This window comes from Azoarcus indigens (genome assembly GCF_004361735.1).
Classification (GTDB): Bacteria; Pseudomonadota; Gammaproteobacteria; order Burkholderiales; family Rhodocyclaceae; genus Azoarcus; species Azoarcus indigens.
On record NZ_SNVV01000026.1, the window covers coordinates 35,120 to 57,658 of the forward strand.

Annotated in this window: 16 protein-coding genes; 14 read left to right on the plus strand and 2 right to left on the minus strand. The window is 71.6% G+C overall.

All coding sequences use genetic code 11. From position 1 onward, the window contains the following. Positions 1-58 precede the first annotated feature (58 nt). Genes C7389_RS21305 through C7389_RS21320 form a run of 4 tightly spaced genes read left to right on the plus strand, consistent with a single transcriptional unit; the run spans position 59 to position 6,774 of the window. Positions 59-1,984, plus strand: a complete 1,926-nt coding sequence (locus C7389_RS21305) for a TonB-dependent receptor (RefSeq protein WP_162851804.1) — start codon at positions 59-61, stop codon at positions 1,982-1,984. Beyond that, on the plus strand, positions 1,974-3,224 hold the full coding sequence (locus C7389_RS21310) for an MFS transporter (RefSeq protein WP_133594683.1): 1,251 nt from the start codon (positions 1,974-1,976) through the stop codon (positions 3,222-3,224). Before C7389_RS21305 ends, C7389_RS21310 begins: the two co-directional genes overlap by 11 nt. Continuing rightward, positions 3,221-5,023: an ABC transporter ATP-binding protein gene (locus C7389_RS21315; protein ID WP_133594684.1), complete on the plus strand. Its 1,803-nt coding sequence runs from the start codon at positions 3,221-3,223 to the stop codon at positions 5,021-5,023. Before C7389_RS21310 ends, C7389_RS21315 begins: the two co-directional genes overlap by 4 nt. After that, positions 5,020-6,774, plus strand: a complete 1,755-nt coding sequence (locus C7389_RS21320; protein WP_133594685.1) for an ABC transporter ATP-binding protein — start codon at positions 5,020-5,022, stop codon at positions 6,772-6,774. The genes C7389_RS21315 and C7389_RS21320 overlap by 4 nt, the downstream gene beginning before the upstream one ends. A 217-nt stretch (positions 6,775-6,991) precedes the next feature. On the opposite strand, the gene C7389_RS21325 is transcribed toward C7389_RS21320, so the two are convergent. Beyond that, entirely contained in the window at positions 6,992-8,158 is a 1,167-nt protein-coding gene (locus C7389_RS21325) for a sugar diacid recognition domain-containing protein (RefSeq protein WP_133594686.1), read from the minus strand. 228 nt (positions 8,159-8,386) lie between these two features. Between C7389_RS21325 and C7389_RS21330 the strand changes: the two genes are divergently transcribed. The 10 genes from C7389_RS21330 (at position 8,387) to paoC (ending at position 21,680) form a co-directional block, all read left to right on the plus strand. Then, positions 8,387-9,685 carry an MFS transporter gene (locus C7389_RS21330; protein WP_246034922.1) on the plus strand — a complete coding sequence of 433 codons (1,299 nt, stop codon included), beginning with the start codon at positions 8,387-8,389 and terminating at the stop codon, positions 9,683-9,685. Between the two features lie 72 nt (positions 9,686-9,757). Further along, complete coding sequence (locus tag C7389_RS21335; RefSeq protein WP_133594688.1) at positions 9,758-11,041, plus strand: glycerate kinase type-2 family protein; 1,284 nt, start codon at positions 9,758-9,760, stop codon at positions 11,039-11,041. A 426-nt stretch (positions 11,042-11,467) separates the two neighbouring features. Beyond that, a complete protein-coding gene (locus tag C7389_RS21340; protein ID WP_133594689.1) occupies positions 11,468-11,995 on the plus strand; it encodes a sigma-70 family RNA polymerase sigma factor in 528 nt (175 codons plus the stop codon). After that, complete coding sequence (locus C7389_RS21345) at positions 11,992-13,014, plus strand: FecR domain-containing protein (protein WP_133594690.1); 1,023 nt, start codon at positions 11,992-11,994, stop codon at positions 13,012-13,014. The genes C7389_RS21340 and C7389_RS21345 overlap by 4 nt, the downstream gene beginning before the upstream one ends. Positions 13,015-13,161: 147 nt before the next feature. After that, complete coding sequence (locus tag C7389_RS21350; RefSeq protein WP_133594691.1) at positions 13,162-15,630, plus strand: TonB-dependent receptor; 2,469 nt, start codon at positions 13,162-13,164, stop codon at positions 15,628-15,630. Between the two features lie 103 nt (positions 15,631-15,733). Beyond that, a complete protein-coding gene (locus C7389_RS21355) occupies positions 15,734-16,075 on the plus strand; it encodes a hypothetical protein (protein ID WP_133594692.1) in 342 nt (113 codons plus the stop codon). Between the two features lie 367 nt (positions 16,076-16,442). Further along, the gene (htpX, locus tag C7389_RS21360) at positions 16,443-17,318 is read left to right on the plus strand and encodes a protease HtpX (protein WP_133594693.1); all 876 of its coding nucleotides are present in this window, start codon (positions 16,443-16,445) and stop codon (positions 17,316-17,318) included. 562 nt (positions 17,319-17,880) lie between these two features. Continuing rightward, positions 17,881-18,522 (plus strand): aldehyde dehydrogenase iron-sulfur subunit PaoA, encoded by a 642-nt coding sequence (gene paoA, locus C7389_RS21365; protein WP_133594694.1) that lies wholly within the window; start codon positions 17,881-17,883, stop codon positions 18,520-18,522. Then, positions 18,519-19,469 (plus strand): FAD binding domain-containing protein, encoded by a 951-nt coding sequence (locus tag C7389_RS21370; protein ID WP_133594695.1) that lies wholly within the window; start codon positions 18,519-18,521, stop codon positions 19,467-19,469. Before paoA ends, C7389_RS21370 begins: the two co-directional genes overlap by 4 nt. A 3-nt stretch (positions 19,470-19,472) precedes the next feature. Beyond that, positions 19,473-21,680: an aldehyde oxidoreductase molybdenum-binding subunit PaoC gene (gene paoC, locus C7389_RS21375; RefSeq protein WP_133594696.1), complete on the plus strand. Its 2,208-nt coding sequence runs from the start codon at positions 19,473-19,475 to the stop codon at positions 21,678-21,680. A gap of 10 nt (positions 21,681-21,690) precedes the next feature. Here paoC and C7389_RS21380 read toward each other — a convergent pair whose 3' ends face one another. Beyond that, a complete protein-coding gene (locus C7389_RS21380) occupies positions 21,691-22,242 on the minus strand; it encodes a DUF1003 domain-containing protein (RefSeq protein ID WP_211168604.1) in 552 nt (183 codons plus the stop codon). Positions 22,243-22,539 lie beyond the last annotated feature (297 nt).

Consider the following 22,539-nt stretch of genomic DNA (forward strand, 5'->3'; position numbering starts at 1 on the left):
TTCCCCCGCCCACGCACAAACCGCAGTCGAGACGCCCGCCCCGACCCTGCCGCCTGTCGTGGTGACGGCCACCAAGCAGAACCGGCCTGCGTTCGAGACACCGGCCAGCGTCAGCGTGGTCGATGGTCATGCCCTCGAAAGCGGAGGCATGCAGTACCTGGACGACGTGGCGCAGCAGTTGCCCAATGTGTACTTCTCCGATTTCTCGGGCGGGCCGGGCACCATCGTGATCCGCGGCATGGGCCACGGCGACGAGGAATCGGACGTCGCCAGCGTGGGGGTGCAGATCGACGGCGTCTCGCTGCCGCTGACCAGCCTCGCCAGCAACCTGTTCGACCTGGACCATGTGGAGGTGCTGCGCGGCCCGCAGAGCCTGCTGCACGGGCAGGGCTACATCGGCGGCCTGGTGGCGCTGCGCAGCCGCGACCCCGGCCTCACCTTCGGCGGCACGGCGCAGATCGACGCCGGCAGCTACGGCCATCGGCGTGTGGGCCTGGGCGTGGATCTGCCCCTGTCCGATCGCACCGCGGTGCGCCTCACGCTGGGACGCGACCAGGGCGACGGCTACATCGACAACCGCACCCTCGGGCGCAGCGACACCACCGGCTGGGGCAGCAATTTCGCGCGGCTGAAGCTCCTGCACCGCGACGAGGCCGGCGGCGAACTGCGCCTGGCGCTGCACCACCTCAACCGCAAGGGCGACAACGACCTGTTCCTGCGCTCTGGCCATGTCGATGACCGCGAGTCGGTGGAGAGCGAGGCCGGAACCAACGACATCGACTACACCGTCCTCAGCGCCGAATACACCCGGCCACTGGATGCCGACACCCGCATGACGGTGGCGGCCGGCAGCAGCCGCACCCAGTGGAGCTACTGGCTGCCCAGCTCCGTGTTCGGCGCCACCAACGGCTACGACATGGACCTCAAGAGCCACCATGCGGAGGCCCGCCTCCAGCGCACGGCCACGGCATCGAGCCCCTGGGACTGGATGGCCGGCTTCTACCTGGCCCGCACCGACATGGATCGCCCCTACCTGTACGACTACGCGCCGTATTTCCGCAGCGCCACGCAGTCACAGGTGGACGGCACCACGGTGGCCGCTTTCGGCGAAGCCGGCTGGCATTTCGCGCCGCAATGGCGTCTGGCGGCCGGTCTGCGCCTGACCCGCGACCGCCGCGAACTGGAATGGAGCAGCAACCAGAACGGCGCCGTCCAGAGCTTGCACCGCGACGTCAGCAACACCGTCTGGCTGCCCCAGCTGACGCTGGAGTACCGGCCGGACGAGCGGCAGTTCGCCTGGGCCAAGGTCTCGCGCGGCTACAAGGCGGCGGGTTTCAACATCTACGCCACCAGCCCGGTGGCCGCCGGCGATCCGTATGAACCGGAGTACGTGAACTACGCCGAACTCGGCTACCGCATCCGCGGCGCGGAAAACCTCTGGAGCGTGGAAGCCACCGCCTTCCATGCGCAGCTGCGTGACCAGCAAGTGGTCGTTCAGGGCCAGGGCGGCGTCACCCTGACCGACAACGCCGGCCGTTCGCACAGCCAGGGCATCGAGCTCAGCGGCACGCTGCGGCCGGTGCGCACGCTGCAACTGGGCGGCCAGATCGGCTATGTGAGGGCGGTCTACGACGAATACACCCGCGGCACCACCGACTATGCCGGCCAGCAGTTCTCGGCCACGCCGCGCAGCACGGTCGGCGCGACGATGACCTGGCGCCCGACTGCCGACTGGGAAATGGCCGTGGCCGTGCGGCACATCGGCCGGGTGTACCTGCAGACGAATCACCAGGCCGACGATCCCTACACCCTGGCGGATGCACACCTGAGCTGGTACGCCAGGGGCTGGACGGCCACGGTGTACGGCAAGAACCTGGGCGACGCGAAGTACCTGACCCGCGCCATCAGCGACGGGGCAGGCGGCGTCCTGGCCGTGCGGGGCGCGCCGCGCACCTTCGGCGTGAGCCTCGCGTATGACTTCTGATCTCCGCCTGCACGCCAGCGAATACCGCGCCCTGGCCCTGATGTACGCCGCCCAGGGCCTGCCCTCGGGCCTGGCCTTCTACGCCCTGGGCGCGCTGATCCGCCAGGGCGGCCATGGCGTGGAAGATGTGGGCCTGATCGGCCTGGCCTTCCTGCCCTGGGCGCTGAAGTTCCTCTGGGCCGCGCCCATCGACAACGCCTGCGCGCGCTGGGGCCACGGCCGCGTGGTCGGCATGATGCAGGCCCTCATCGTGCTGGCCACGCTGGCGCTGATTCCCTTTCCGCCCGGCCCGCAACTGCATGCGGCGCTGGCCGGCGTGCTGCTGCTGAACACCTTGTCCGCCACCCAGGACATTGCCACCAACGCCTACGCGGTGACGCGCCTGCAGGGCCGTGCGGCCGGCCCCGCCAACGCCATCCAGGTGGCGGCCTTCATCACCGGCATGCTGATGGGCGGCGGCGGGCTGTTGATGGTGATCGGGCACATCGGCTGGGCCGCTGGCATGGCGGGCCTGGCCGCGCTGCTGGCTGTGCTGTACCTGCCCCTGATGCTCGACCGCCGCTGGCTGGCCGCGCCGGCAGCGTCCGCAGGCTCTCCCGTCGTGTCACCCGCGGAAGCGCCGGCCACGCCTGCCCGCCTGCGCGACCTGCGCCGCCATGCCGACCTCGGCTGGGCGCTGTTGCTCGCGCTGGTGTTCAAGTTCTCCAGCACGGCGGTGGAAACCTTGGTCCAGCCCTGGCTGGTGGATCGGCCCCTGGATCTCGCGCAGATCGGCAGCCTGCAGACCGTGCGCCTGATCGCCACCGCCCTCGGCGGCGTCGTGCTCGGCATCCCGCTGGTGCGCCGGCTGGGCAACCGGCGCGCGGTGCTGGCCAGCGGCGGGCTGGCGACCTTGCTGCTGGGTACTGCCTGGGGGCTGGATGCGGCCGGCGTCAGCGAGATGCACTGGCTCGCGCTGGCCTTCGGCATTGAAGCGATGGCGGCCGGCGCGCTGTACGTGGCGATCTGGGCGCTGTTCATGAACTGGGCTTCGCCCGAACGTCCGGGCACCGACTACACCGCCATGCAGTGCTGCGAGAGCCTGGCCAACGCCGTGGCGGCCGGCGCGATCGGCGGGCTCGGCGCACGCTGGGACTATGGAACGGCCTTCGCGGCGGCCTGGGGCGCCGGTGTAGTGGTGCTGGCGCTGATGGCGCTGGCCGTGGCGCGGCTGCAGGTGACGCGGGAGGCTGCATCATGAAGACGGCATCTGCCGGACCGGCACTGGGCTTCGGTGCCCTGATGCGCATGGCGCCCGTTTCGTTGGCGGCGGCTGCCCTGCTGGCCACGGCCTCCGCGGCCTTGTCGCTGGCGCCGTTCTGGATGCTCTACCGCATCGCCCTGGAGCTGGCGGCCGCGCAGCCCGACGTGGCGCAGGTCCGCCATCTGGCCCTGCTGGCGCTCGCCCTGGTACTGGCACGCTGGCTGTTGATGGCCTTGTCGCACGGCTTCGCGCACTGGGGCGCCTTCGCGGTGCTGTACCGGCTGCGGCTGGCGCTGGCGCAGCGGCTGCTGCGGGTGCCGATGGGCTTCTTCGCGCGCCAGGGCAGCGGCGTGCTGCGCAAGACGGTGATCGACGACACCCAGGCCATGGAAGGCTTCCTCGCCCACATGCTGCCCGACGCATCAGCGGCCGCCACCGTGCCGCTGGCGGCGCTGGCCCTGCTGTTCATGGCCGACTGGCGGCTGGCGCTGGCTTCGCTCGTGCCGCTGCCGGTGGCGCTGCTGTTCCAGATACGCATGCTGCGCGGCTCGGCGGCACGCATGCACGAGTGGCATGAGGTGCAGGGCCGCATCGCCGGGCGGATCGTCGAGTACCTGCGCGGCATGCCGGTGGTCAAGGTGTTCGGCCTGTCGGCCCGCGCCTTCGGCGACTTCGCCCAGGCCATCGAGGGCACCGTACACTGGGTCGAGCGCTACGCAAGCTCCTCGGCCGCCGGCTGGGCCGTGTTCGTCGGCCTGCTCACGGCCAACCTGGTGGTGGTGGCGCCGCTCGCCGCCTGGCTGCATGCGCGCGGCGAGGTCGATACCGCCACCGTGCTGCTGTTCCTGCTGGTGGCGCCGGCCGTGCTGCAGCCGCTGCTGCGGCTGACCTTCGCCTTCGGCGAGCAGGCGCGGCGGGCCGAGGCGCTGCTGCGCCTCAACACGGTGCTGCAGGCGCCGACGCTGGCCGAGACGCCAGCGGCCCCCAACCTGCCGGTACCCACCGAACCACACGGCATCGCCTTCGAGAACGTGGGCTTCAGCTACGAGGGTCGGGGCGAGTACGAGGCTCCAGCGCTGAACACCCTGGGCTTCGAAGCCCCGGCCGGCGGTGTGACGGCGCTGGTCGGCCCCTCGGGCTCCGGCAAGAGCACGATCGCGCGCCTCGTCCCCCGCTTGTTCGACGTCAACACCGGCTGCGTGCGCGTAGCCGGCCATGACGTGCGCGACTGGCCGCCCGATGAACTGCTGTCCCGCATCGCCATCGTGTTCCAGGAAGTGATGCTGTTCCACGGCACGGTGCGCGATAACTTGCGCATCGCCCGACCCGACGCCGATGAGGCCGCGCTGCGCGCCGCCGCCCGTGCCGCCCGCGCGCTGGACTTCATCGAGCGCCTGCCGCAAGGCTGGGAAACGCCGCTGGGCGAGCGCGGCGCGCGCCTGTCCGGCGGCGAGCGCCAGCGCCTGTCCATCGCCCGCGCGCTGCTGAAAGACGCGCCCATCCTGCTGCTGGACGAAGCCACCGCCCATGCCGACGCCGAGAGCGAATGGCTGATCCAGGAAGCGCTCGCCGAGGCCTGCCGGGGCCGCACGGTGCTGATGATCGCGCACCGGCTGCAGACCGTGGTCGATGCCGACCACATCGTGGTGCTGGACGCCGGCCGCGTGGCCGGCCAGGGCCGGCACCACGCCTTGCTGGCGGATTGCCCGCTGTACCGCCGGCTGTGGGACGACCAGCAGCAGGCGGGCGACTGGCAGCTTGTCGATCGCCGCGCGTTGCCGGAGCAGCGGCCATGATGCGCGACCTGATGCTGGCCGGCCGTGAAATGGCCGGCGGCCACACCGACCCGCGCTTGCGCACCGGGCTCCTCTGGGCCGCCGCCGAAGCGCTGTTCGCCGCGCTGCCCTACGGCCTGCTGTGGTGGCTGCTGTCCGCCCTGCTCGGCGGCCCGGTGCCGGCGGTGCAGACCGGCGCCGTCGCGGCCGGCCTGCTGCTCTGCCTCGGCTTGCGCATCGCCTGCGCCCGCCGCGCCATGCCGGCCACCTTCGCCGGCGCCTACGCCACCATGGGCCAGGCCCGGCTGCGCCTGGCCGACCACTTGCGCCAATTGCCGCTGGGCTGGTTCGCGCGCCAGCGCAGCGGTGCCATCGCCGGTGCGCTGGTGACCGACCTTCAAGTGGTGGAAGACATCTGGGCGCATTTCCTGGGCGTGTTCTTCGGCGGACTGCTGGTGCCGCTGCTGGTCACCGCCCTGCTCATCGCCGTGGACTGGCGCCTGGGCCTGCTGGTGGGCGCCACGCTGCCGCTGGCCTTCGGCGTGCTGGCGCTTTCGCAGCAGGTGCTGGGCAAGCTGGCCGTCAAAGTGCATGCAGCCAATGCGCAAGGCCAGGCCGAGGTGCTGGACTACGTGCAGGGCATCGCCGTCGTGCGCGCCTTCGGCGGGCGCAGCGGCGGGCTGGTGTTCGAGCGGCTGGCGCAGGCGCTGGCGGCGATGCGCCGCCGTGCGCTGGCCATCGAACTATGGCCGGTGCCGCTGATCGTGGCCTTCGGCTTCGCGGTGGAGGCCGGCTTCGCGCTGGCGCTGTGGGCCGGGGCGCAGCGCCTGGGCCGCGACCTGGACGGCGCCACGCTGCTGCTGTTCGCGGTGCTGGCGCTGCCGGTGTACCGCCAGCTCTTCGAGGTGGGCCTGGCCTTCCTGGAACTGCGCTATGCGCGCCAGGCGCTGCAGCGGCTGCGCGCCCTGCTGGCCGAGCCCTGCCTGCCGGAGCCGGCACGGTCGGCCGTGCCCGCCACCCATGACATCGAACTGGACGACGTGCATTTCAGCCACGTACCGGGCGAGCCGGTGCTGCGCGGCATCTCCTGCGCCCTGCCAGCCGGCAGCGTCACCGCCGTGGTGGGCCCCAGCGGCGCGGGCAAGAGCACGCTGGTGCACCTGATCGCCCGACTGTGGGACGTGGAGCGCGGCGCCATCCGCATCGGCGGGCAGGATCTGCGCGCCATTGGCAGCGAGGCGCTGCACCGGCAGGTGGCCATGGTGTTCCAGGACGTGGTGCTGTTCTCCGGCTCGGTGCGGGACAACATTCGCCTGGGCCGGCCCGGGGCTACGCCGCAGGACGTGGAAGCCGCCGCCCGCCAGGCCGGCGCGCACGACTTCATCGAACGGCTGCCGCTAGGCTACGACACGCCTGTCGGCGAGAACGGCGCGCGCCTGTCCGGCGGCGAGCGCCAGCGCATCAGCATCGCCCGTGCGCTGCTGCTGGACGCACCCATCCTGCTGCTGGACGAGGCCAGCGCCAGCGTCGATGCCTCGTCGGCGGCGCAGATCCAGCAGGCGCTGTCGGCGCTGGCCAGGGACCGCACGGTGGTGGTCATCGCGCACCGGCTGCGCACCGTGCGCGCGGCCGACCACATCCTGGTGCTGGACGAAGGCCGGCTGGCCGAACAAGGAAGGCACGAGGAACTGCTGGCGCGGAATGGCCTGTACGCCCGGCTGTGGGCATGCCAGGAGCGGGCAGCGCGTTGGGGCATCCGAGCGGCTCACTGAATTGCGACGTGGTTCGCGCCGGCAAGCCCGGGGCGGACAATTGGGACGGTCACAGGACCGAACCCCATCGATCGCTCGTTTCGTCGGCGCTTCCGGGGCCGCGGCGCTCCTGGCGCCCTGGCTGCGCAACAGAAGGGGAACGCACCGGCCGGTGCGCCCCCTTTTCATCTCATCAGCAAGGCGAGCGGCGACACGGCCCGCCCTCAGCCCTCAGCCCTCAGCCCCCTTCATCCTCCAGCTGCAGTGCAACATAGAGCAGCAGCCTGTCGTCGGTATCCGCCAGGTCCAGGCCGGTGAGTTCGGCAATCTTCTGCAGGCGGTAGTCCAGGGTGTTGCGATGGATGTGCAGGGCCCTGGCGGTGGAGAGCGGATGGTTGCCGTGGGCGAACCAGGCGGCCAGCGTCTTGCGCAGGCTGCCCGCCTTGCGGTCGAAGGCGCGCAGGCGCTGCAGCGGCAGGCGCAGCTGCTCCGCCTGCCAGCCGCTGTCCAGGCCGGAGAGCAGCACCGGCAGGCTGAGTTCGTAGTAGGAAAAGAGATGTTCCTCCGGCCGGCGCGAGCGGCCGACGCGGGCGGTGCGGCTGGCGGCCTGGTAGGAGGCGGCGGCGCCGTCCAGGCCGGGCAGCGCAATACCCATCGCCAGCACGGCCGGGCCATGCAGCACCGGGGCGACGATGCGCTCCAGCTCCTGCAGCCGGCGGCGGGCCAGGGCGGCGCTGTCGGCCTGCTGCGACTCCGGCACCTCGAAGGGCTCCAGCAACGCCAGCTCGCGCGGCGACAGCACCGCGCTCAGCAACTCGGGCCAACGGGCAGCAAGTTCGGCCTGCACCCGCTGCAGTTCCATCAGGGCCTGGTCCGGTGGCAGCGCGTCGTCGGCCAGCTCCAGCACGGTGACGGCGCGCGGGCGGCCGAGGTCTACGCCCAGCCGCGCCGCCCAGGCCTCTAGGCTGGCGGGCGGAATGCCGGTCTTCTTCACCAGCTGGAAGAGGAATTCCTCCCGGTAGCGCTTCTCGCGCTGCAGTTCCTGGATGAGCTGAGCCTGCTCCAGGATCATCTCCGCCGTCACCCGCACCAGCTCGGCGAACTGCCGCACCGCCCCGGGCTCGCCGGTGATGCCGACCACGCCGCAGATCTGGCCGCGCACCGACAGCGGCAGGTTGATGCCGGCGCGCGCGCCCGGCATGTTGGCCACCGTCGCCGCGTCTATCTCCACCGTGCCGCGCTTGGCCAGCGCGAGCTGGGCGCCGGGGTGCAGATCGCCGATGCGCGCTGCCTTGCCGCTGGCGAGGATGATGCCGCGGGCGTCCATCACGTTCACATTGAAGGGGATGATTTTCATCGTCCGCTCGACGATTTGCTGCGCCAGCGCGGCGCCCAGGGTGCTCATCGTTCCCTCCTTCTTCTCTCTCGCGTCCGCCCGCGGCGCGGGCCCGCTGCATGCTTCACCAGGCGCGCAAAACAGTGCATTCATCCAGATTACCGGCTGAATCAGGCCACTATATTCATGCATCCGCCCGATGAAGCGGCGGGATGGCGATCTTACGATGCCGCCGCGCCGACTCAAACCCGAATACAAGGAGACATCGTGTCGAATGCACAGCGCGCGGCATCGTCCGTGAACGCCCCTGCCCACCCCGTTCTGGAAGGCGCCTACCGCAAGGTCACCTTGCACCTGATTCCCTTCATCTTCGTCTGCTACCTGTTCAACTACCTGGACCGGGTGAACGTGGGCTTCGCCAAGCTGCAGATGCTGGACGCGCTGCAGTGGAGCGAGACGGTGTACGGCCTGGGCGCCGGCATCTTCTTCATCGGTTACGTGCTGAGCGGCGTGCCGGCCAACCTGCTGCTGCTGAAGCTGGGCGCGCGCAAGGTGCTGGGCACGCTGATGGTGGCCTGGGGCGCGGCCTCGGCGGCGCTGATGTTCGTGAAGACGCCGGAAGGCTTCTACACCCTGCGCTTCATCACCGGCGTGTTCGAGGCCGGCTTCTTCCCCGGCATCGTGCTGTACTTCACCGGCTGGTATCCCTCCTCCCGCCGCGGCCGCATCATGGGTCTCTTCATGTCGGCCATTCCCATCTCCGGCGTGCTGGGCAGCCCGCTGTCCGGCTGGATGATGGAGTCCTTCGCCGGCCATGGCGGCCTCGCCGGCTGGCAGTGGATGTTCCTGCTGCAGGGCATTCCCACCGTGCTGCTGGGCTTGCTGGTGTACGTGCTGCTGAACGACGGCATCGCCAGCGCCAAGTGGCTGAGCGCCGACGAGAAGCGCCTGCTGACCGCCGAGCTGGAAGAAGACGAGCGCAAGCGCCGCGAGACGCCGGAAGCCACCGACTCCTTCGCCAGCGTGCTGCGCAACGGCCGGGTGTGGATGCTGGGCCTGGTGTATTTCTGCATCCAGATGGGCGTGTACGCGATCAACTTCTGGCTGCCCACCATCGTCAAGTCGCTGGGCTACCAGAGCCCGGTCACCGTCGGCTGGATCAGCGCCATTCCCTACTTCTGCGCCAGCCTGTTCATGATCTGGGTGGGCCGCTCCGCCGATGCGCGCAAGGAGCGCCGCTGGCACCTGAGCGGGCCGCTGCTGATGGGCCTGTGCGGCCTGATGCTGGCCACCCAGGCCGGCGGTAACCCGGTCATCGCCATCATTGGCCTCTCCCTCGCCACCATGGGCGCGCTCTCCGGCCTGCCGATGTTCTGGCCGCTGCCCACCGCCTTCCTCGGGGCGGCGGCCGCCGCCGGCGGCGTGGCGCTGATCAACTCGCTGGGCCAGATCGCCGGCTTCGTCAGCCCCTTCCTGGTCGGCTGGATCAAGGACAACACCGGCAGCACCGACATCGCCCTCTACATCCTCTCCGCGGTGCTGCTGCTCGGCGCCGTGCTGGTCTTGCGCGTTCCGGCGAAGATCGTTAATCGTTGATCCGCACGCGGTGCGTGGCGGGGCTCCAGCGCCCGCCGCCGCCGCGCTCCCGCCTCGCCGGAGATTTCCGCCATGAGCACCCCCACCCCGCAGCGCGAACTGCTGCAGCGCATGTTCCAGGCCGCCATCGAAGCGGCCCAACCCGCCCACTGCATTCCCGCCTGCCTGCCGCGGCCGCCCAAGGGGCGGCTGGTGGTCATCGGCGCCGGCAAGGCCTCGGCCGCGATGGCGAAGGCGGTGGAAGACAACTGGCAGGGCCCGCTTTCCGGCCTCGTGGTGACCCGCTACGGCTACACCGTGCCCTGCGAGCGCATCGAGATCGTCGAAGCCGCCCACCCGGTACCGGACGCCGCCGGCCTCGCCGCCGCCCGGCGCATCCGCGACACCGTCTCCGGCCTCAGCGCCGACGACACCGTGCTGTGCCTGATCTCCGGCGGCGGCTCCGCGCTGCTGGCGCTGCCGCTGGACGGCATCACCCTGGAAGACAAGCAGCAGATCGCCCGCGACCTGCTCAAGTGCGGCGCCACCATAGGCGAGATCAACTGCGTGCGCCGCCACCTGTCGGCGGTCAAGGGCGGCCGTCTGGGTGCCGCCTGCCACCCGGCCAAGGTGGTGACGCTGCTGATCTCCGACGTGCCGGGCGACCATCCGGGCGACATCGCCTCCGGCCCCACGGTGGGCGACGCCACCACCTGCGAGGACGCGCTGGCCATCATCCGCCGCTACGGCATCGCACTGCCCCCCAAGGCGCGCGCCATCCTGGAACACGGCATCGGCGAGTCGGTGAAGCCGGACGACCAGCGCCTGCAGGGCAACGAAACCCACATCATCGCCGCGCCCCAGCTCGCGCTGGAAGCCGCCGCCGGCGTCGCCCGCGAAGCCGGCTACACGCCTTACATCCTGGGCGACAGCATCGAAGGCGAAGCGCGCGACGTCGGCAAGGTAATGGCCGCCATCGCCCGCCAGGTGCAGCTGCGCGGCCAACCCTTCAGCGCGCCCTGCGTCCTCATCTCCGGCGGCGAAACCACGGTGACGGTGCGCGGCCAGGGCCGCGGCGGCCGCAACGTGGAGTTCCTGCTGTCGCTGGGCGTGGCCCTGGATGGCGCGGCCGGCATCCACGCTCTGGCCGGCGACACCGACGGGGTGGACGGCCAGGAGGAAGTGGCCGGCGCCTACCTCGCGCCGGATTCGCTGGCCCGCGCCTGGGCGCTGGGCATGCGCCCCAAGGACAGCCTGGACGACAACGACGGCCACGGCTTCTTCGGCGCGCTGGGCGACGCGGTGGTCACCGGCCCGACGCTGACCAATGTGAACGACTTCCGCGCCATTCTCATCGCCGCGCCCGCCCCCACCTGAGGCGAAGCAGCGACGCTTCCAGCCGGCCTCCCGCCGGCAAGCACCTCTACCCTTCTTCCGCGCGCCCTCCAGCCGGCAACGGAAGGCCCCCTCAGCGCCGAGTCCCCCAAGCGGGACGCTGGACCGCTTCCATCCAGCCCCGCCTCCCCACGACCCCTCGGCACCCAGCCACGAGCGGCCGCCGAAACTCAGGCGCACGACAGCCCGTCCGGATCGCCGGCTCGCAAGGCCGGGGACGCCGCCGCCCGATTCACGCAGCCAGGAAAAGCCCGCCTGCCCGGGCGGCCGCGGCGCGCCGGCGAGGTCGTGCAGCGCAGCGATTGACGCCAGCGAAAGCGCACCCGAAAATAAGAACCATTCCCGTTAACCGGTCAGCCAAGCCCACCCGACCCATCGCGGCCAGCCAGCCCCAGCGGAGCGCCCAGCTTGAATACCGCCGACTCGTTCTCGAACACCGTCACCACGCTCTACCGCGACCATCACGGCTGGCTTCATGGCTGGCTGCGCAGCAAGCTGGGCTGCGCCCACCGCGCCGCCGATCTCGCCCACGACACCTTCGAGCGCCTGTGGCGGGCCGGCAGCACGCCCGCGCTGCAACAGCCGCGCGCCTACCTCACCACCATCGCCAAGCGCCTGGCGATCAACCAGTTCCGCCGCCAGGCGCTGGAGCAGGCCTACCTGGAGGCCCTCGCCCAGCTGCCCGAAGGCCACGCCCCTTCGGCCGAGGAGCAGTTCGCGGTGATCCAGACTCTGGACGAGATCCTGCGTCTGCTCGACGGCATGCCGGAGCGCCGCCGCCAGGTGTTCTTCCTCGCCCAGCTCGAAGGCCTGCCCCATGCCGAGATCGCCCGCCGGCTGGGCGTCACCCTCAACGTGGTGCACAAGGAAGCGGCGGCGGCGCTGCAGCACTGCTACCTGGCGATCTACGCCGACCTGCCGGCCGCCGCCCGATGAGCCCTCCCGGCCGTTTCGCGCCGCTCGTCCCCGAGGCCGGCGCCCTCGCCAGCACAGTGGTGGCCGAGGCCGCCGAATGGGTGGTGAGGCTGGCGCACGACGACCGCCCCGCCACCCGCCAGGCCTGTGCCGACTGGCGCGCCCTGGACCCGCAACACGAGCTGGCCTGGCAACGCCTGAGCGCCCTCGGCCGGGAGCTGCGGGCCAGCGCCCGCGCGCTGCCCGCGCCGCTGGCCGCAACCACGCTGGAGCAGGCGCGCGCCAGCCTGCGCCGGCGCCGCCGCGACAGCATCAAGTGGATGCTGGGCCTGGGCGCGGTCGGCCTCGGCGCCTGGCAGGGCCGCGACGCGCTGCAGGACTTTCCCGCCTGGCAGGCCCTACGCGCCGACCTCCACACCACGACCGGCCAGCGCAGCGAGCACCGGCTGGCCGATGGCAGCCAGCTGGTGCTCAACAGCCGCAGCGCGGTGGACATCGACTTCGACGAGCGCCAGCGCCGCATCTGGCTGCGCAGCGGCGAGATCATGGTCAGCACCGCGCCGGACGCCGCCGGGCGCCCCTTCATCGTCAGCACCGAACACGGCGCCCTGCTGCCGGTGGGCACCCGCTTTTCGGTGCGGCGGCTGGATACGCCCGGGCGGCCGATACGGCTGGCGGTGTTCGAAGGCGCGGTGGACATCCGCCCCGCCGGCCCGGGCGCGGCCCGGCGTCTGCCCGCCGGCCGGCAACTGGCCTTCACCGCCGACAGCCTGCTGCCGGAGCGCGCCCTCCACCCCGGCGAGGACGCCTGGACGCGCGGCATGCTGATCGCCAACCGCATGCCGCTGGCCGACTTCATCGCCGAACTCGACCGCCACCGCAGCGGCTTCCTGCGCTGCCGCGCCGACGCCGCCGAACTCCAGGTCACCGGCGCCTTCCCGCTGGACGACATCGACGGCGCCCTGGCCATGCTGGAGACCATCCTGCCGCTGCGGGTGGAGCATTTCAGCCGCTACTGGACCACCGTCGCGCTGCGCTGAAGGCGTGCCGTGGCCGGCACCGGCCGCGCTTCCAAAAAAAAACGCAGCCCGACGGCAGTTTTTCCTTTCTCGCGTGTTAACCAGTCAGGAACCCCGCGAGGCGCCCGCGTGGCTTCCCTACATCAACCACGCATCCGGAAGGAAGTCATGCCCCAGCCCCAGCTCCAGATCCCGCCGCGGCCCAACCCGCCCGCCGCGCTCGCCCCCATTGCTCCCCTTGCCCCCCTTGCCCGCGCCGTCTGCCTCGCCCTGCTCACCGCCGGCGGACTGGCCGCCACCAGCACCACCGTGTTCGCCCAGCAGAGCGGCAGCGCCGAAGCGCGGCTGAGCTTCAACATCCCCGCCGGTGCGCTGGACGACGCCCTGGGCGCCTTCGGCGCCGCCGCCGGCGTCATGGTGGCCGCCGACCCGCGGCTCACCGCCGGCGTCCGCAGCCCTGGCGTGCGCGGCAGCTACGCCGTGGAAGACGGCCTCGCCCGCCTGCTCGAAGGCACGCCGCTGCAGGCGGTGCGCCAGGGACCGCGAGCCTATGCGCTGCAAGCCCGCCCGCCGCGCGGCGGCGAAACCACGCTGCCGGCGGTCACCGTCACCGACACCCACCTCGCCAACGCCAGCACCTTGCCGGAGACCTACGCCGGCGGGCAGACCGCCCGCGGCGGCAGGCTGGGCCTGCTCGGCAACCGCGACACCCTGGATGCCCCCTTCAGCCTCACCCAGTACACCGCCAAGCTGATCGAAGACCAGCAGGCGCAGAACATCGGCGACGTGCTGGTGAACGACCCCTCGGTGCGCAACACCTACTCGCGCGGCGCCGGGCGCGACGAGTTCAACATCCGCGGCTTCACGCTGTTCAACTACGACGTCTCCTACAACGGCATGTACGGCGCCTCGCCGCGCAACGCCAGCGCGCTGATCGGCATCGAGCGGGTGGAAGTGCTGCGCGGCCCCAACGCCTTCCTCAACGGCATGGCGCCCTACGGCTCGGTGGGCGGCTCCATCAACCTGGTGCCCAAGCGGGCCGGCGCCGAGCCGCTGAACCGGGTGACCCTGTCCTACATCGACGACGGCCAGTTCGGCACCCATGTGGACCTCGGCCGCCGCTTCGGCGAGACGCAGGAACTCGGCCTGCGGGTCAACGCCCAGCACAGCGACGGCGACATGCCGCAGGACGGCGCTAGGGAGAAGCTGGACGCCTTCTCCCTCGGCCTGGACTACCACACCGACCGCCTGCGCCTGGAAGCCGACCTCAACTACCAAAACCGCCTCACCCACGCCCGCAGCGGCCTGCTGTTCCCGCCCGCCTCCGGCGTGCGCATTCCCTCGGCGCCGGACGCCCGCGGCAACTTCTTCCCCGACTGGACCTACTGGAAAGCCAACGAGTGGTTCGGCGTCGGGCGCGCCGAGTATGACCTTTCGCCGGCCTGGACCGCCTTCGCCGCAGTGGGCGGCAACCGCTACGACTTCTCCAGCCTGCAGACCAACTGGCTGATGCTGGACGGCCAGGGCAACATCGGCGCGCGGCCGACCCGCCTCAAGGAGGAGGTGAATACCGTCACCGGCGAGGCCGGCGTGCGCGGCCGCTTCACCACCGGCGAGCTGGGCCATGAGACGGTGCTGAGCATGAGCAGCTTCGATCTCGAACACCGCCAGCTGCGGGCCACCTCCAGCATCGTGCTGTCCGACCTCTACGACCCGGCGGCCCTGGCCGAGCCGGCCATCGCCATCGGCAGCCACCTGCCCAAGGTCAGCGTCACCCGCCTGCGCAGCCTGGCGCTGGCGGACACCATTTCCATCGCCGACGACCGGGTCCAGCTGATGCTCGGCGCCCGCCAGCAGCAGGTGGTGGTGGACGGCTTCGACGGCGCCACCGGCAAGCGCAGCGCCCACTACAGCAAGTCCGCGCTGACGCCGGCGGTGGGCATCACGGTGAAACCGGCACCGGCGCTCGCGCTCTACGCCAACTACATCGAAGGCCTCAGCCAGGGCCCCACCGCGCCATCCGGCGCCGCCAATGCCGGCGAGGTCTTCCCGCCGGACATCAGCCGCCAGACGGAGATCGGCGCCAAGTACGACTTCGGCCGCATCGTCGCCACCCTCAGCGCCTTCCAGATCGAACGCCCGAGCAGCTTCCTCGATCCGGCCAGCCTGCGCTTCAGCACCGACGGCAAGCAGCGCAACCGCGGCCTGGAACTGCTGGTCCAGGGCGAACTCGCCCCCGGCCTGCGCCTGCTCGGCGGCGCCGCCTACACCGAAGCCGAACTGCTGAAGACCCAGAGCGGCGCAAACGACGGCAACACCGCCCCGGCCACCCCGCGCCGCCAGGCCAACCTGGCGCTGGAGTGGGACACCCCGGTGCTGCCCGGCCTCACCCTCACCGCCCGCGCCCTGCACACCGGCGGCCAGTATGTGGACGCCGCCAACACCCAGAAGCTGCCCGCCTGGAACCGTTACGACCTCGGCGCGCGCTACGCCTTCACCGCCGCCGGCAAGGCGGTCGTACTGCGCGGCACGGTGGAGAACGTGGCAGACAAGGACTACTGGCTGTCGGCCGCCCGCGAGGGCCTGACGGTGGGCGCCCCGCGCACCCTGCTGCTGTCGTTGTCGGTCGATCTCTGAGCGCAGCGCGCCCGCCCCGGCATTGCCGCAACGCGGCCACGCCCCGCATGGCGTGGCCGCGCGGCGCCGGGCCCGCCCGGCCCCCGCTGCTATACTCGCCGCCATGCTGCGCGGCCTCCTCGCCCTCTTCTTCATCGTGGTCTTCCTGTGTCCAGGTCCGGGCTCGCAGGCCTATGCGGCCGCGCTGGAAACCGCGCCGGTGGAACAGGTGCTGACCGCCCTCGACGGCAAGGGCTCGCAGCCGGCGGACGACAGGCGCACGGACGAACTGCCGCCGCTGCAGGCGGATACGCCGGCCGACCTGCACGATCTCGCCGACACGCCCAGCCGCACCCCGGGCTACCTCTCCGTCCCCGGCCGCCAGTCGCCCGGCTGGCGCGACGCCCTGACCAAGCCCTTCCTCGACGGCCCGCTGCGGCCGCCCGAGACCGCCGCCCTCGCCTGAGCGCGCCCGCCCCCCGGACCCGCGGCCGGCCGTCCCTACGGCGGACCGCCCCGCGAGGCCGGCCCCCCCGGCACGCTGCGCCACCGCGCCCGCCTGCCGGCGCGTCCGCCCTCGCCTGCCGGCCACCCTGCGGCGGCACCGGCGGGGCGGAGCCCGCTGCATCGGACCACTCACTCCCTGCCGTCATGGAAATCTTCGATTAATCTTTTGTCATCATCCTCTTCACCCTCATCTTCTTCTGTCCTCGCCACCTGCGGCGCCGGCAGCGGCATCGCCGCGGTGGCCACGCTGCTGGTCTGAGCCGCGCACGCGCGGCCCTACGCCAGACCTCCCGCCCCCCAACCCAATCACCGCCACGGAGTCCCCAATGAAACGCATCCTTCTCTTCCTCGGCACCAACCTCGCGGTGGTGCTGGTGCTCGGCATCGTCGCCCACCTGCTGGGCCTCAACCGCTTCCTCACCGCCAACGGCCTCAACCTCGGCGCGCTGCTCGGCTTCGCCGCCATCATGGGTTTCGGCGGCGCCTTCATCTCGCTGCTGATCTCCAAGCCGGTGGCGAAGTGGAGCACCGGCGCGCAGACCATCGGCCAGGCGCGCAACCAGCACGAGCAGTGGCTGCTGGACACCGTCGGCCGGCTGGCCCAGGGCGCCGGCATCCCGATGCCGGAAGTCGCCATCTACGAGGGCGAGCCGAATGCCTTCGCCACCGGCGCCACCAAGAACAACTCCCTGGTGGCGGTTTCCACCGGCCTGCTGAACGCGATGTCACAGGAGGAAGTGGAGGCGGTGCTGGCCCACGAAGTGGCGCACATCGCCAATGGCGACATGGTGACGCTGACGCTCATCCAGGGCGTGGTGAACACCTTCGTCGTCTTCCTGTCACGAGTGGTCGGCTACCTGGTGGATTCCTTCCTGCGCCGCAACGACGAGCAGAGCGGCCCCGGCATCGGCTACTTCGTCACCACCATCGTCTGCGACATCCTGTTCGGCGTGCTCGCCAGCATCATCGTGGCCTGGTTCTCCCGCCAGCGTGAGTTCCGCGCCGACGCCGGCGCCGCCCGCCTGATGGGCAACGCCACCCCGATGGTGAACGCGCTGCGCCGCCTGGGCGGCGTGGAAGCGGGCGAACTGCCGAAGAACGTGGCCACCGCCGGCATCAGCAGCCGCCCGGCCTGGATGGCGCTGTTCGCCAGCCACCCGCCGATCGAGGAGCGCATCGCCGCGCTGCAGAGCCGGCGCTGAACGCAACCGGCCGCCCTGCGGGGTGAGCCAGCCGCGGTCGGGCGAGGGGCCGGGCCGCCCTCTCCGGCCCCTCTCCGCCCCCTCTCCTGGCACTTCCCCAGCAGCGCTTCTCCTTCCTGCCTGAGCCTCCCGCTGCGGCCGGTGGACGCTGCCCCAGCCCCGCGCCCGGGCGCGTCCGCTGCCCTGGCCCCCCGAGGCCTGCGCGGCTGAAGTTTTTTCCATGCCGGCCCCGGCTTTTTCCACGCCGCCACGCCTCATCCCGCCTCCGGCGCGCCGCCCGCAGCCCGCCTCTCGTCCCGCCCCGAAGCCCTGCTGGCGCCGGTCTTGCGCCATATGGCCGCCAGCCGCGCGTTCGCGGGGGCGGCCCGCGCCGCTTCCCTCCAACCTCGGGAACACCGTTTGCCCGCAGCGTTTCAATTCGTGCCCGGCCGGGCCTGCACGCCCCGGCGGGCCGGATCGAGTCCTGGCGGCGCAGCCCACCTCCTCCTCACTACTCGCCGCCCCGGCTGCGAGCAGGCCGGCCGCCCTCCCGCCATCGCATCCGCCGACAAGGAGCCCTCCCATGGAAGCCAGCAACCTCAAGCTCTCCCGCCGCGAACTGCTGGTGATGAGCGCCGCCTCCGCCACCATGATGGCGATGCCCGCCGTGGCCGCCGCCCAGAGCGCGAGCGCCGGCCGCGCCCGGCCGCCGGTGAACGCCCCGGTGGCGCTACGGGTGAACGGCCACCTCCACGAACTGGAACTGGACACCCGCAGCTCCCTGCTCGACGTGCTGCGCGAACGCCTGCAGCTGGGCGGCACCAAGAAGGGCTGCGACCACGGCCAGTGCGGCGCCTGTACCGTGCTGGTCAATGGCCGGCGCATCAATTCCTGCCTGACGCTGGCGGTGATGCACCAGGGCGACGAGATCACCACCATCGAGGGCCTGGGCACACCCCAGCGGCTGCACCCGCTGCAGGCCGCCTTCGTCCGCCACGACGGCTACCAGTGCGGCTACTGCACGCCCGGCCAGATCTGTTCGGCGGTGGGCATGCTGGCGGAGATCGAGGCCGGCGTTCCCAGCCACGTCAGCGCCGACCTGGAGGCCCGCCCCCTGCTTAGCGCCGCCGAAATCCGCGAGCGCATGAGCGGCAACCTGTGCCGCTGCGGCGCCTACGCCAACATCGTGGATGCGATCACCGACGTGGCGGAGGGCAAGGCATGAAATCCTTCACCTACGAAAAGGCGCAATCGCCCGCCGAAGCCGCCGCCGCGGCCGCGCGCATTCCCGACGCCCGCTTCATCGCCGGCGGCACCAACCTGCTGGACTTGATGAAGCTGGAGGTGGAAACGCCGGCCCACCTGATCGATGTGAACGGCCTCGCCCTGGACCGCCTGGAACCGCTGCCCGACGGCGGGCTGCGGGTGGGCGCGCTGGTGCGCAACACCGATCTCGCCGCCGACGCGCGGGTGCGGCGCGACTACCCGGTGCTCGCCCGCGCCCTGCTCGCGGGCGCCTCCGGCCAGCTGCGCAACAAGGCCACCACCGCCGGCAACCTGCTGCAGCGCACCCGCTGCCCCTACTTCTACGACACCAACCAGCCCTGCAACAAACGCGTGCCGGGCAGCGGCTGTTCGGCGCTGGAAGGCTTCAGCCGCCCGCTCGCCCTCATCGGCGTCAGCCGCACCTGTATCGCCAGCCACCCGAGCGATATGGCGGTCGCCATGCGGCTGCTGGACGCCGGCGTGGAAACGGTGAAGGCGGACGGCAGCCGCCGTGTCATCCCCATCGCCGACTTCCATCGCCTCCCGGGCGACACGCCGCAGCACGAGAGCGCGCTGGCGCCGGGCGAACTGGTCACCGCCGTCAGCCTGCCGCCGCCGCTGGGCGGCAAGCACTACTACCGCAAGGTGCGCGACCGCGCCTCCTACGCCTTCGCCCTGGTGTCGGTGGCCGCCGTCGTGCAGCCGGACGGCAGCGGCCGGGTGGCGCTGGGTGGCGTCGCCCCCAGGCCGTGGCGGCTGGAGAGCGCCGAGGCGGCGCTGCCGCTGGGTGCCCGCGCCGTCACCGAACAGTTGCTGGCCGGCGCCACACCGACGCAGCAGAACGCCTTCAAGATCCCGCTGGTACAGCGCACCCTGAGTGCGGTGCTGGCCGAAGCCAAGGGGTGAGCGATGAAATTCGACCAGCCTGCGCAAAGCAATCCCATCGACCAGCTCAAGGTCGTCGGCCGCGCCACCGACCGCATAGACGGCCCGCTCAAGACCACCGGCACCGCGCCCTACGCCTACGAGCAGTACCAGGCCGCCGCCAATCCGGCCTACGGCTACGTGGTCGGCGCCGCCATCGCCAAGGGCCGCATCGTCGCGATGGACGCCGGCGAGGCCCGCCATGCGCCCGGCGTGCTCGCCGTCATCACCGCCGACAACGCCGGCAAGCTGGGCAAGGGCAGCCGCAACACCGCCGCGCTGCTGGGCGGGCCGGAGATACAGCACTACCACCAGGCCATCGCCCTGGTGGTGGCCGAGACCTTGGAACAGGCCCGCGCCGCCGCCCAGCTGCTGCGGGTGGACTACGCCCGCAGCCCGGGCGCCTACGATCTGGCGGCGGTGCGCGACACCGCCACCGAACCGGCCGAGGCAATGCCGGACAGCCGGGTGGGCGACTTCGACGGCGCCTACGCCCGCGCGCCGGTGAAGCTGGACGCCAGCTACAGCACGCCGGACCAGGCCCACGCGATGATGGAGCCCCACGCCACGCTGGCCGCCTGGGAGGGCGACAAGCTCACCGTCTGGACCGCCAACCAGATGATCGCCTGGGCGCGCACCGACCTCGCCGAGACCCTGGGCCTGCCGGAAGACAAGCTGCGGGTGGTGTCGCCCTACATCGGCGGCGGCTTCGGCGGCAAGCTCTTCCTGCGCGCCGACGTGGTGCTCGCCGCGCTGGGCGCCCGCGCCATCGGCCGGCCGGTGAAAGTGGCGCTGTCGCGGCCGCTGATGTTCAACAACACCCCCCACCGGCCGGCCACGCTGCAGCGCATCCGCCTGGGCGCCGAGGCGGACGGCCGGCTCACCGCCATCGCCCACGAGAGCTGGTCCGGCGACCTGCGCGGCGGCGGCCCTGAGCTGGCGGTGCAGCAGACCCGCCTGCTCTACGCCGGCGCCAACCGCCTCACCGCGCTGCGGCTGGCGGTGCTGGACCTGCCGGAGGGCAACGCCATGCGCGCGCCCGGCGAGGCGCCCGGCCTGATGGCGCTGGAAATGGCGATGGACGAGATGGCGGAGAAGCTGGGCCTGGACCCGGTGGCCTTCCGCATCCTCAACGACACCCAGGTGGACCCGGAGAAACCCGAGCGGCCCTTCTCCCAGCGCCGCCTCGCCGACTGCCTGCGCAGCGGCGCCGAGCGCTTCGGCTGGCACGCCCGCCGCAGCCCCGGCAGCCGGCGCGAAGGCAACTGGCTGATCGGCCTGGGCGTGGCCGCCGCCTTCCGCAACAACCTGGTGATGAAGTCCGGCGCCCGCGTGCGGCTGGACCGCCACGGCATACTCACCGTGGAGACCGACATGACCGACATCGGCACCGGCAGCTACACCGTCATCGCCCAGACCGCCGCCGAAATGCTGGGCCTGCCGCTGGACAAGGTGGTGGTGCGCCTGGGCGACTCCGACTTCCCCGTCTCCGCCGGCTCCGGTGGCCAGTGGGGCGCCAACAGCGCCACCGCCGGCGTCTATGCCGCCTGCGTGCGGCTGCGCGAGCGGGTGGCCGAACGCGCCGGCATCCCTCCCGCCGAGGCCAGCTTCGCCGACGGCCAGGTGCGCGGCGGCGGCGGACGCGGCATGACGCTGGCGCAAGCGGCGGCGGAGGGCGAACTCGTCGCCGAGGACAGCATGGAGTTCGGCGACCTCGACAAGCGCTACCAGCAATCCACCTTCGGCGCCCACTTCGTCGAGGTGGCGGTGGATTACGCCACCGCCGAGACGCGGGTGCGGCGCATGCTGGCGGTGTGCGCCGCCGGCCGCATCCTCAACCCCAAGTCCGCCCGCAGCCAGGTCATCGGCGCGATGACCATGGGCGTGGGCGCGGCGCTGATGGAAGACCTCCACATCGACAAGCGGCAGGGCTTCTTCGTCAATCACGACCTCGCCGGCTACGAGGTGCCGGTGCATGCCGACATCCCGGCGCAGGAGGTGGTCTTCCTCGACGAGACCGACCCCATGTCCTCGCCGATGAAGGCCAAGGGCGTGGGCGAGCTGGGCATCTGCGGCGTCGGCGCGGCAGTGGCCAACGCCATCTACAACGCCACCGGCATGCGGGTGCGGGACTACCCGATCACGCTGGACAAGCTGCTGCCGGGCATGCCGGAACGGGCGGAACTGGGCTAGCGCGGCGCGCCTACTCTTCCGCCAGCCGGTCGCGCCGCAGCATCTCGTTGGCCGTCTTCAGCTCCTGCTCGATCAGCAGCAGGCGCTCGTCCAGCTGGCGGATGGCCAGTTCGGCGCGCACGTTCACCTCGTGGTCCACCTCGGCATCCAGCCGGTCGCGCAGCGCCTGGCGCTTCTGCGACATCATGATGATGGGCGCCTGCACCGCCGCCAGCATCGACAGGATGAGGTTGAGGAAGACGTAGGGATAGGGGTCGAAGGCGTCGTGCCGGGGCCCCAGGATCTCGGTGTTGAGCAGCGCCCAGAAGGCCAGCAAGGCGATGAACAGCAGGATGAAGGTCCAGGAACCGCCGAAATCGGCGATGGCGTCCGCAGTGCGTTCGCCGAAGCTGCGGTTGTCGTCGAACTCGCGGTTGAGGTCGCGCGGCGTGCCCAGGCGCTTGAGCACCTTCTCCACCACCTTGCGCTCGCTGGGGCTCAGCCTGGCCCACTCGTTGCGGAAGATCTCCTGGGCCATGCTGTCGCCCGGATTGACCTGCGCGATCTCGGCACTGCTCTTCATCCTGGACTCCTGCGGTGGGATTCTCGGCGAGAATGTTGCGGCCTCGCAGCCGGCGAACGGCCGGCACGCCGGCGCAGTGTAGAACACGCCACCACCGCCCGTAGAACGGCGGAAACAGCGCCACCCTGCCCCGGGGTGGCCCCGCTGCCCATCTTCTTCGCCTGGATCCTGGCGTGACGCCACCTGCCCGCATCGGCACAGCCACGGAACGATGCGGTTGGCATGGCGCAGGGCCGGCAGCCCCTGACGGGCACGGTAGCGCCCCCTCCCCGCCCGGCAGCAGGCCGGCGACGGTCG

What these genes read in the sequence shown, in the direction of transcription:
- C7389_RS21310 (WP_133594683.1), top strand. Translation starts at nt 1,974, where the DNA reads ATGACTTCTGATCTCCGCCTGCACGCCAGCGAATACCGCGCCCTGGCC.
- C7389_RS21325 (WP_133594686.1), bottom strand. Translation starts at nt 8,158, where the DNA reads ATGAGCACCCTGGGCGCCGCGCTGGCGCAGCAAATCGTCGAGCGGACG.
- C7389_RS21345 (WP_133594690.1), top strand. Translation starts at nt 11,992, where the DNA reads ATGAGCCCTCCCGGCCGTTTCGCGCCGCTCGTCCCCGAGGCCGGCGCC.
- C7389_RS21350 (WP_133594691.1), top strand. Translation starts at nt 13,162, where the DNA reads ATGCCCCAGCCCCAGCTCCAGATCCCGCCGCGGCCCAACCCGCCCGCC.
- paoA (WP_133594694.1), top strand. Translation starts at nt 17,881, where the DNA reads ATGGAAGCCAGCAACCTCAAGCTCTCCCGCCGCGAACTGCTGGTGATG.
- C7389_RS21335 (WP_133594688.1), top strand. Translation starts at nt 9,758, where the DNA reads ATGAGCACCCCCACCCCGCAGCGCGAACTGCTGCAGCGCATGTTCCAG.
- C7389_RS21355 (WP_133594692.1), top strand. Translation starts at nt 15,734, where the DNA reads ATGCTGCGCGGCCTCCTCGCCCTCTTCTTCATCGTGGTCTTCCTGTGT.
- paoC (WP_133594696.1), top strand. Translation starts at nt 19,473, where the DNA reads ATGAAATTCGACCAGCCTGCGCAAAGCAATCCCATCGACCAGCTCAAG.
- htpX (WP_133594693.1), top strand. Translation starts at nt 16,443, where the DNA reads ATGAAACGCATCCTTCTCTTCCTCGGCACCAACCTCGCGGTGGTGCTG.
- C7389_RS21320 (WP_133594685.1), top strand. Translation starts at nt 5,020, where the DNA reads ATGATGCGCGACCTGATGCTGGCCGGCCGTGAAATGGCCGGCGGCCAC.
- C7389_RS21370 (WP_133594695.1), top strand. Translation starts at nt 18,519, where the DNA reads ATGAAATCCTTCACCTACGAAAAGGCGCAATCGCCCGCCGAAGCCGCC.
- C7389_RS21380 (WP_211168604.1), bottom strand. Translation starts at nt 22,242, where the DNA reads ATGAAGAGCAGTGCCGAGATCGCGCAGGTCAATCCGGGCGACAGCATG.
- C7389_RS21315 (WP_133594684.1), top strand. Translation starts at nt 3,221, where the DNA reads ATGAAGACGGCATCTGCCGGACCGGCACTGGGCTTCGGTGCCCTGATG.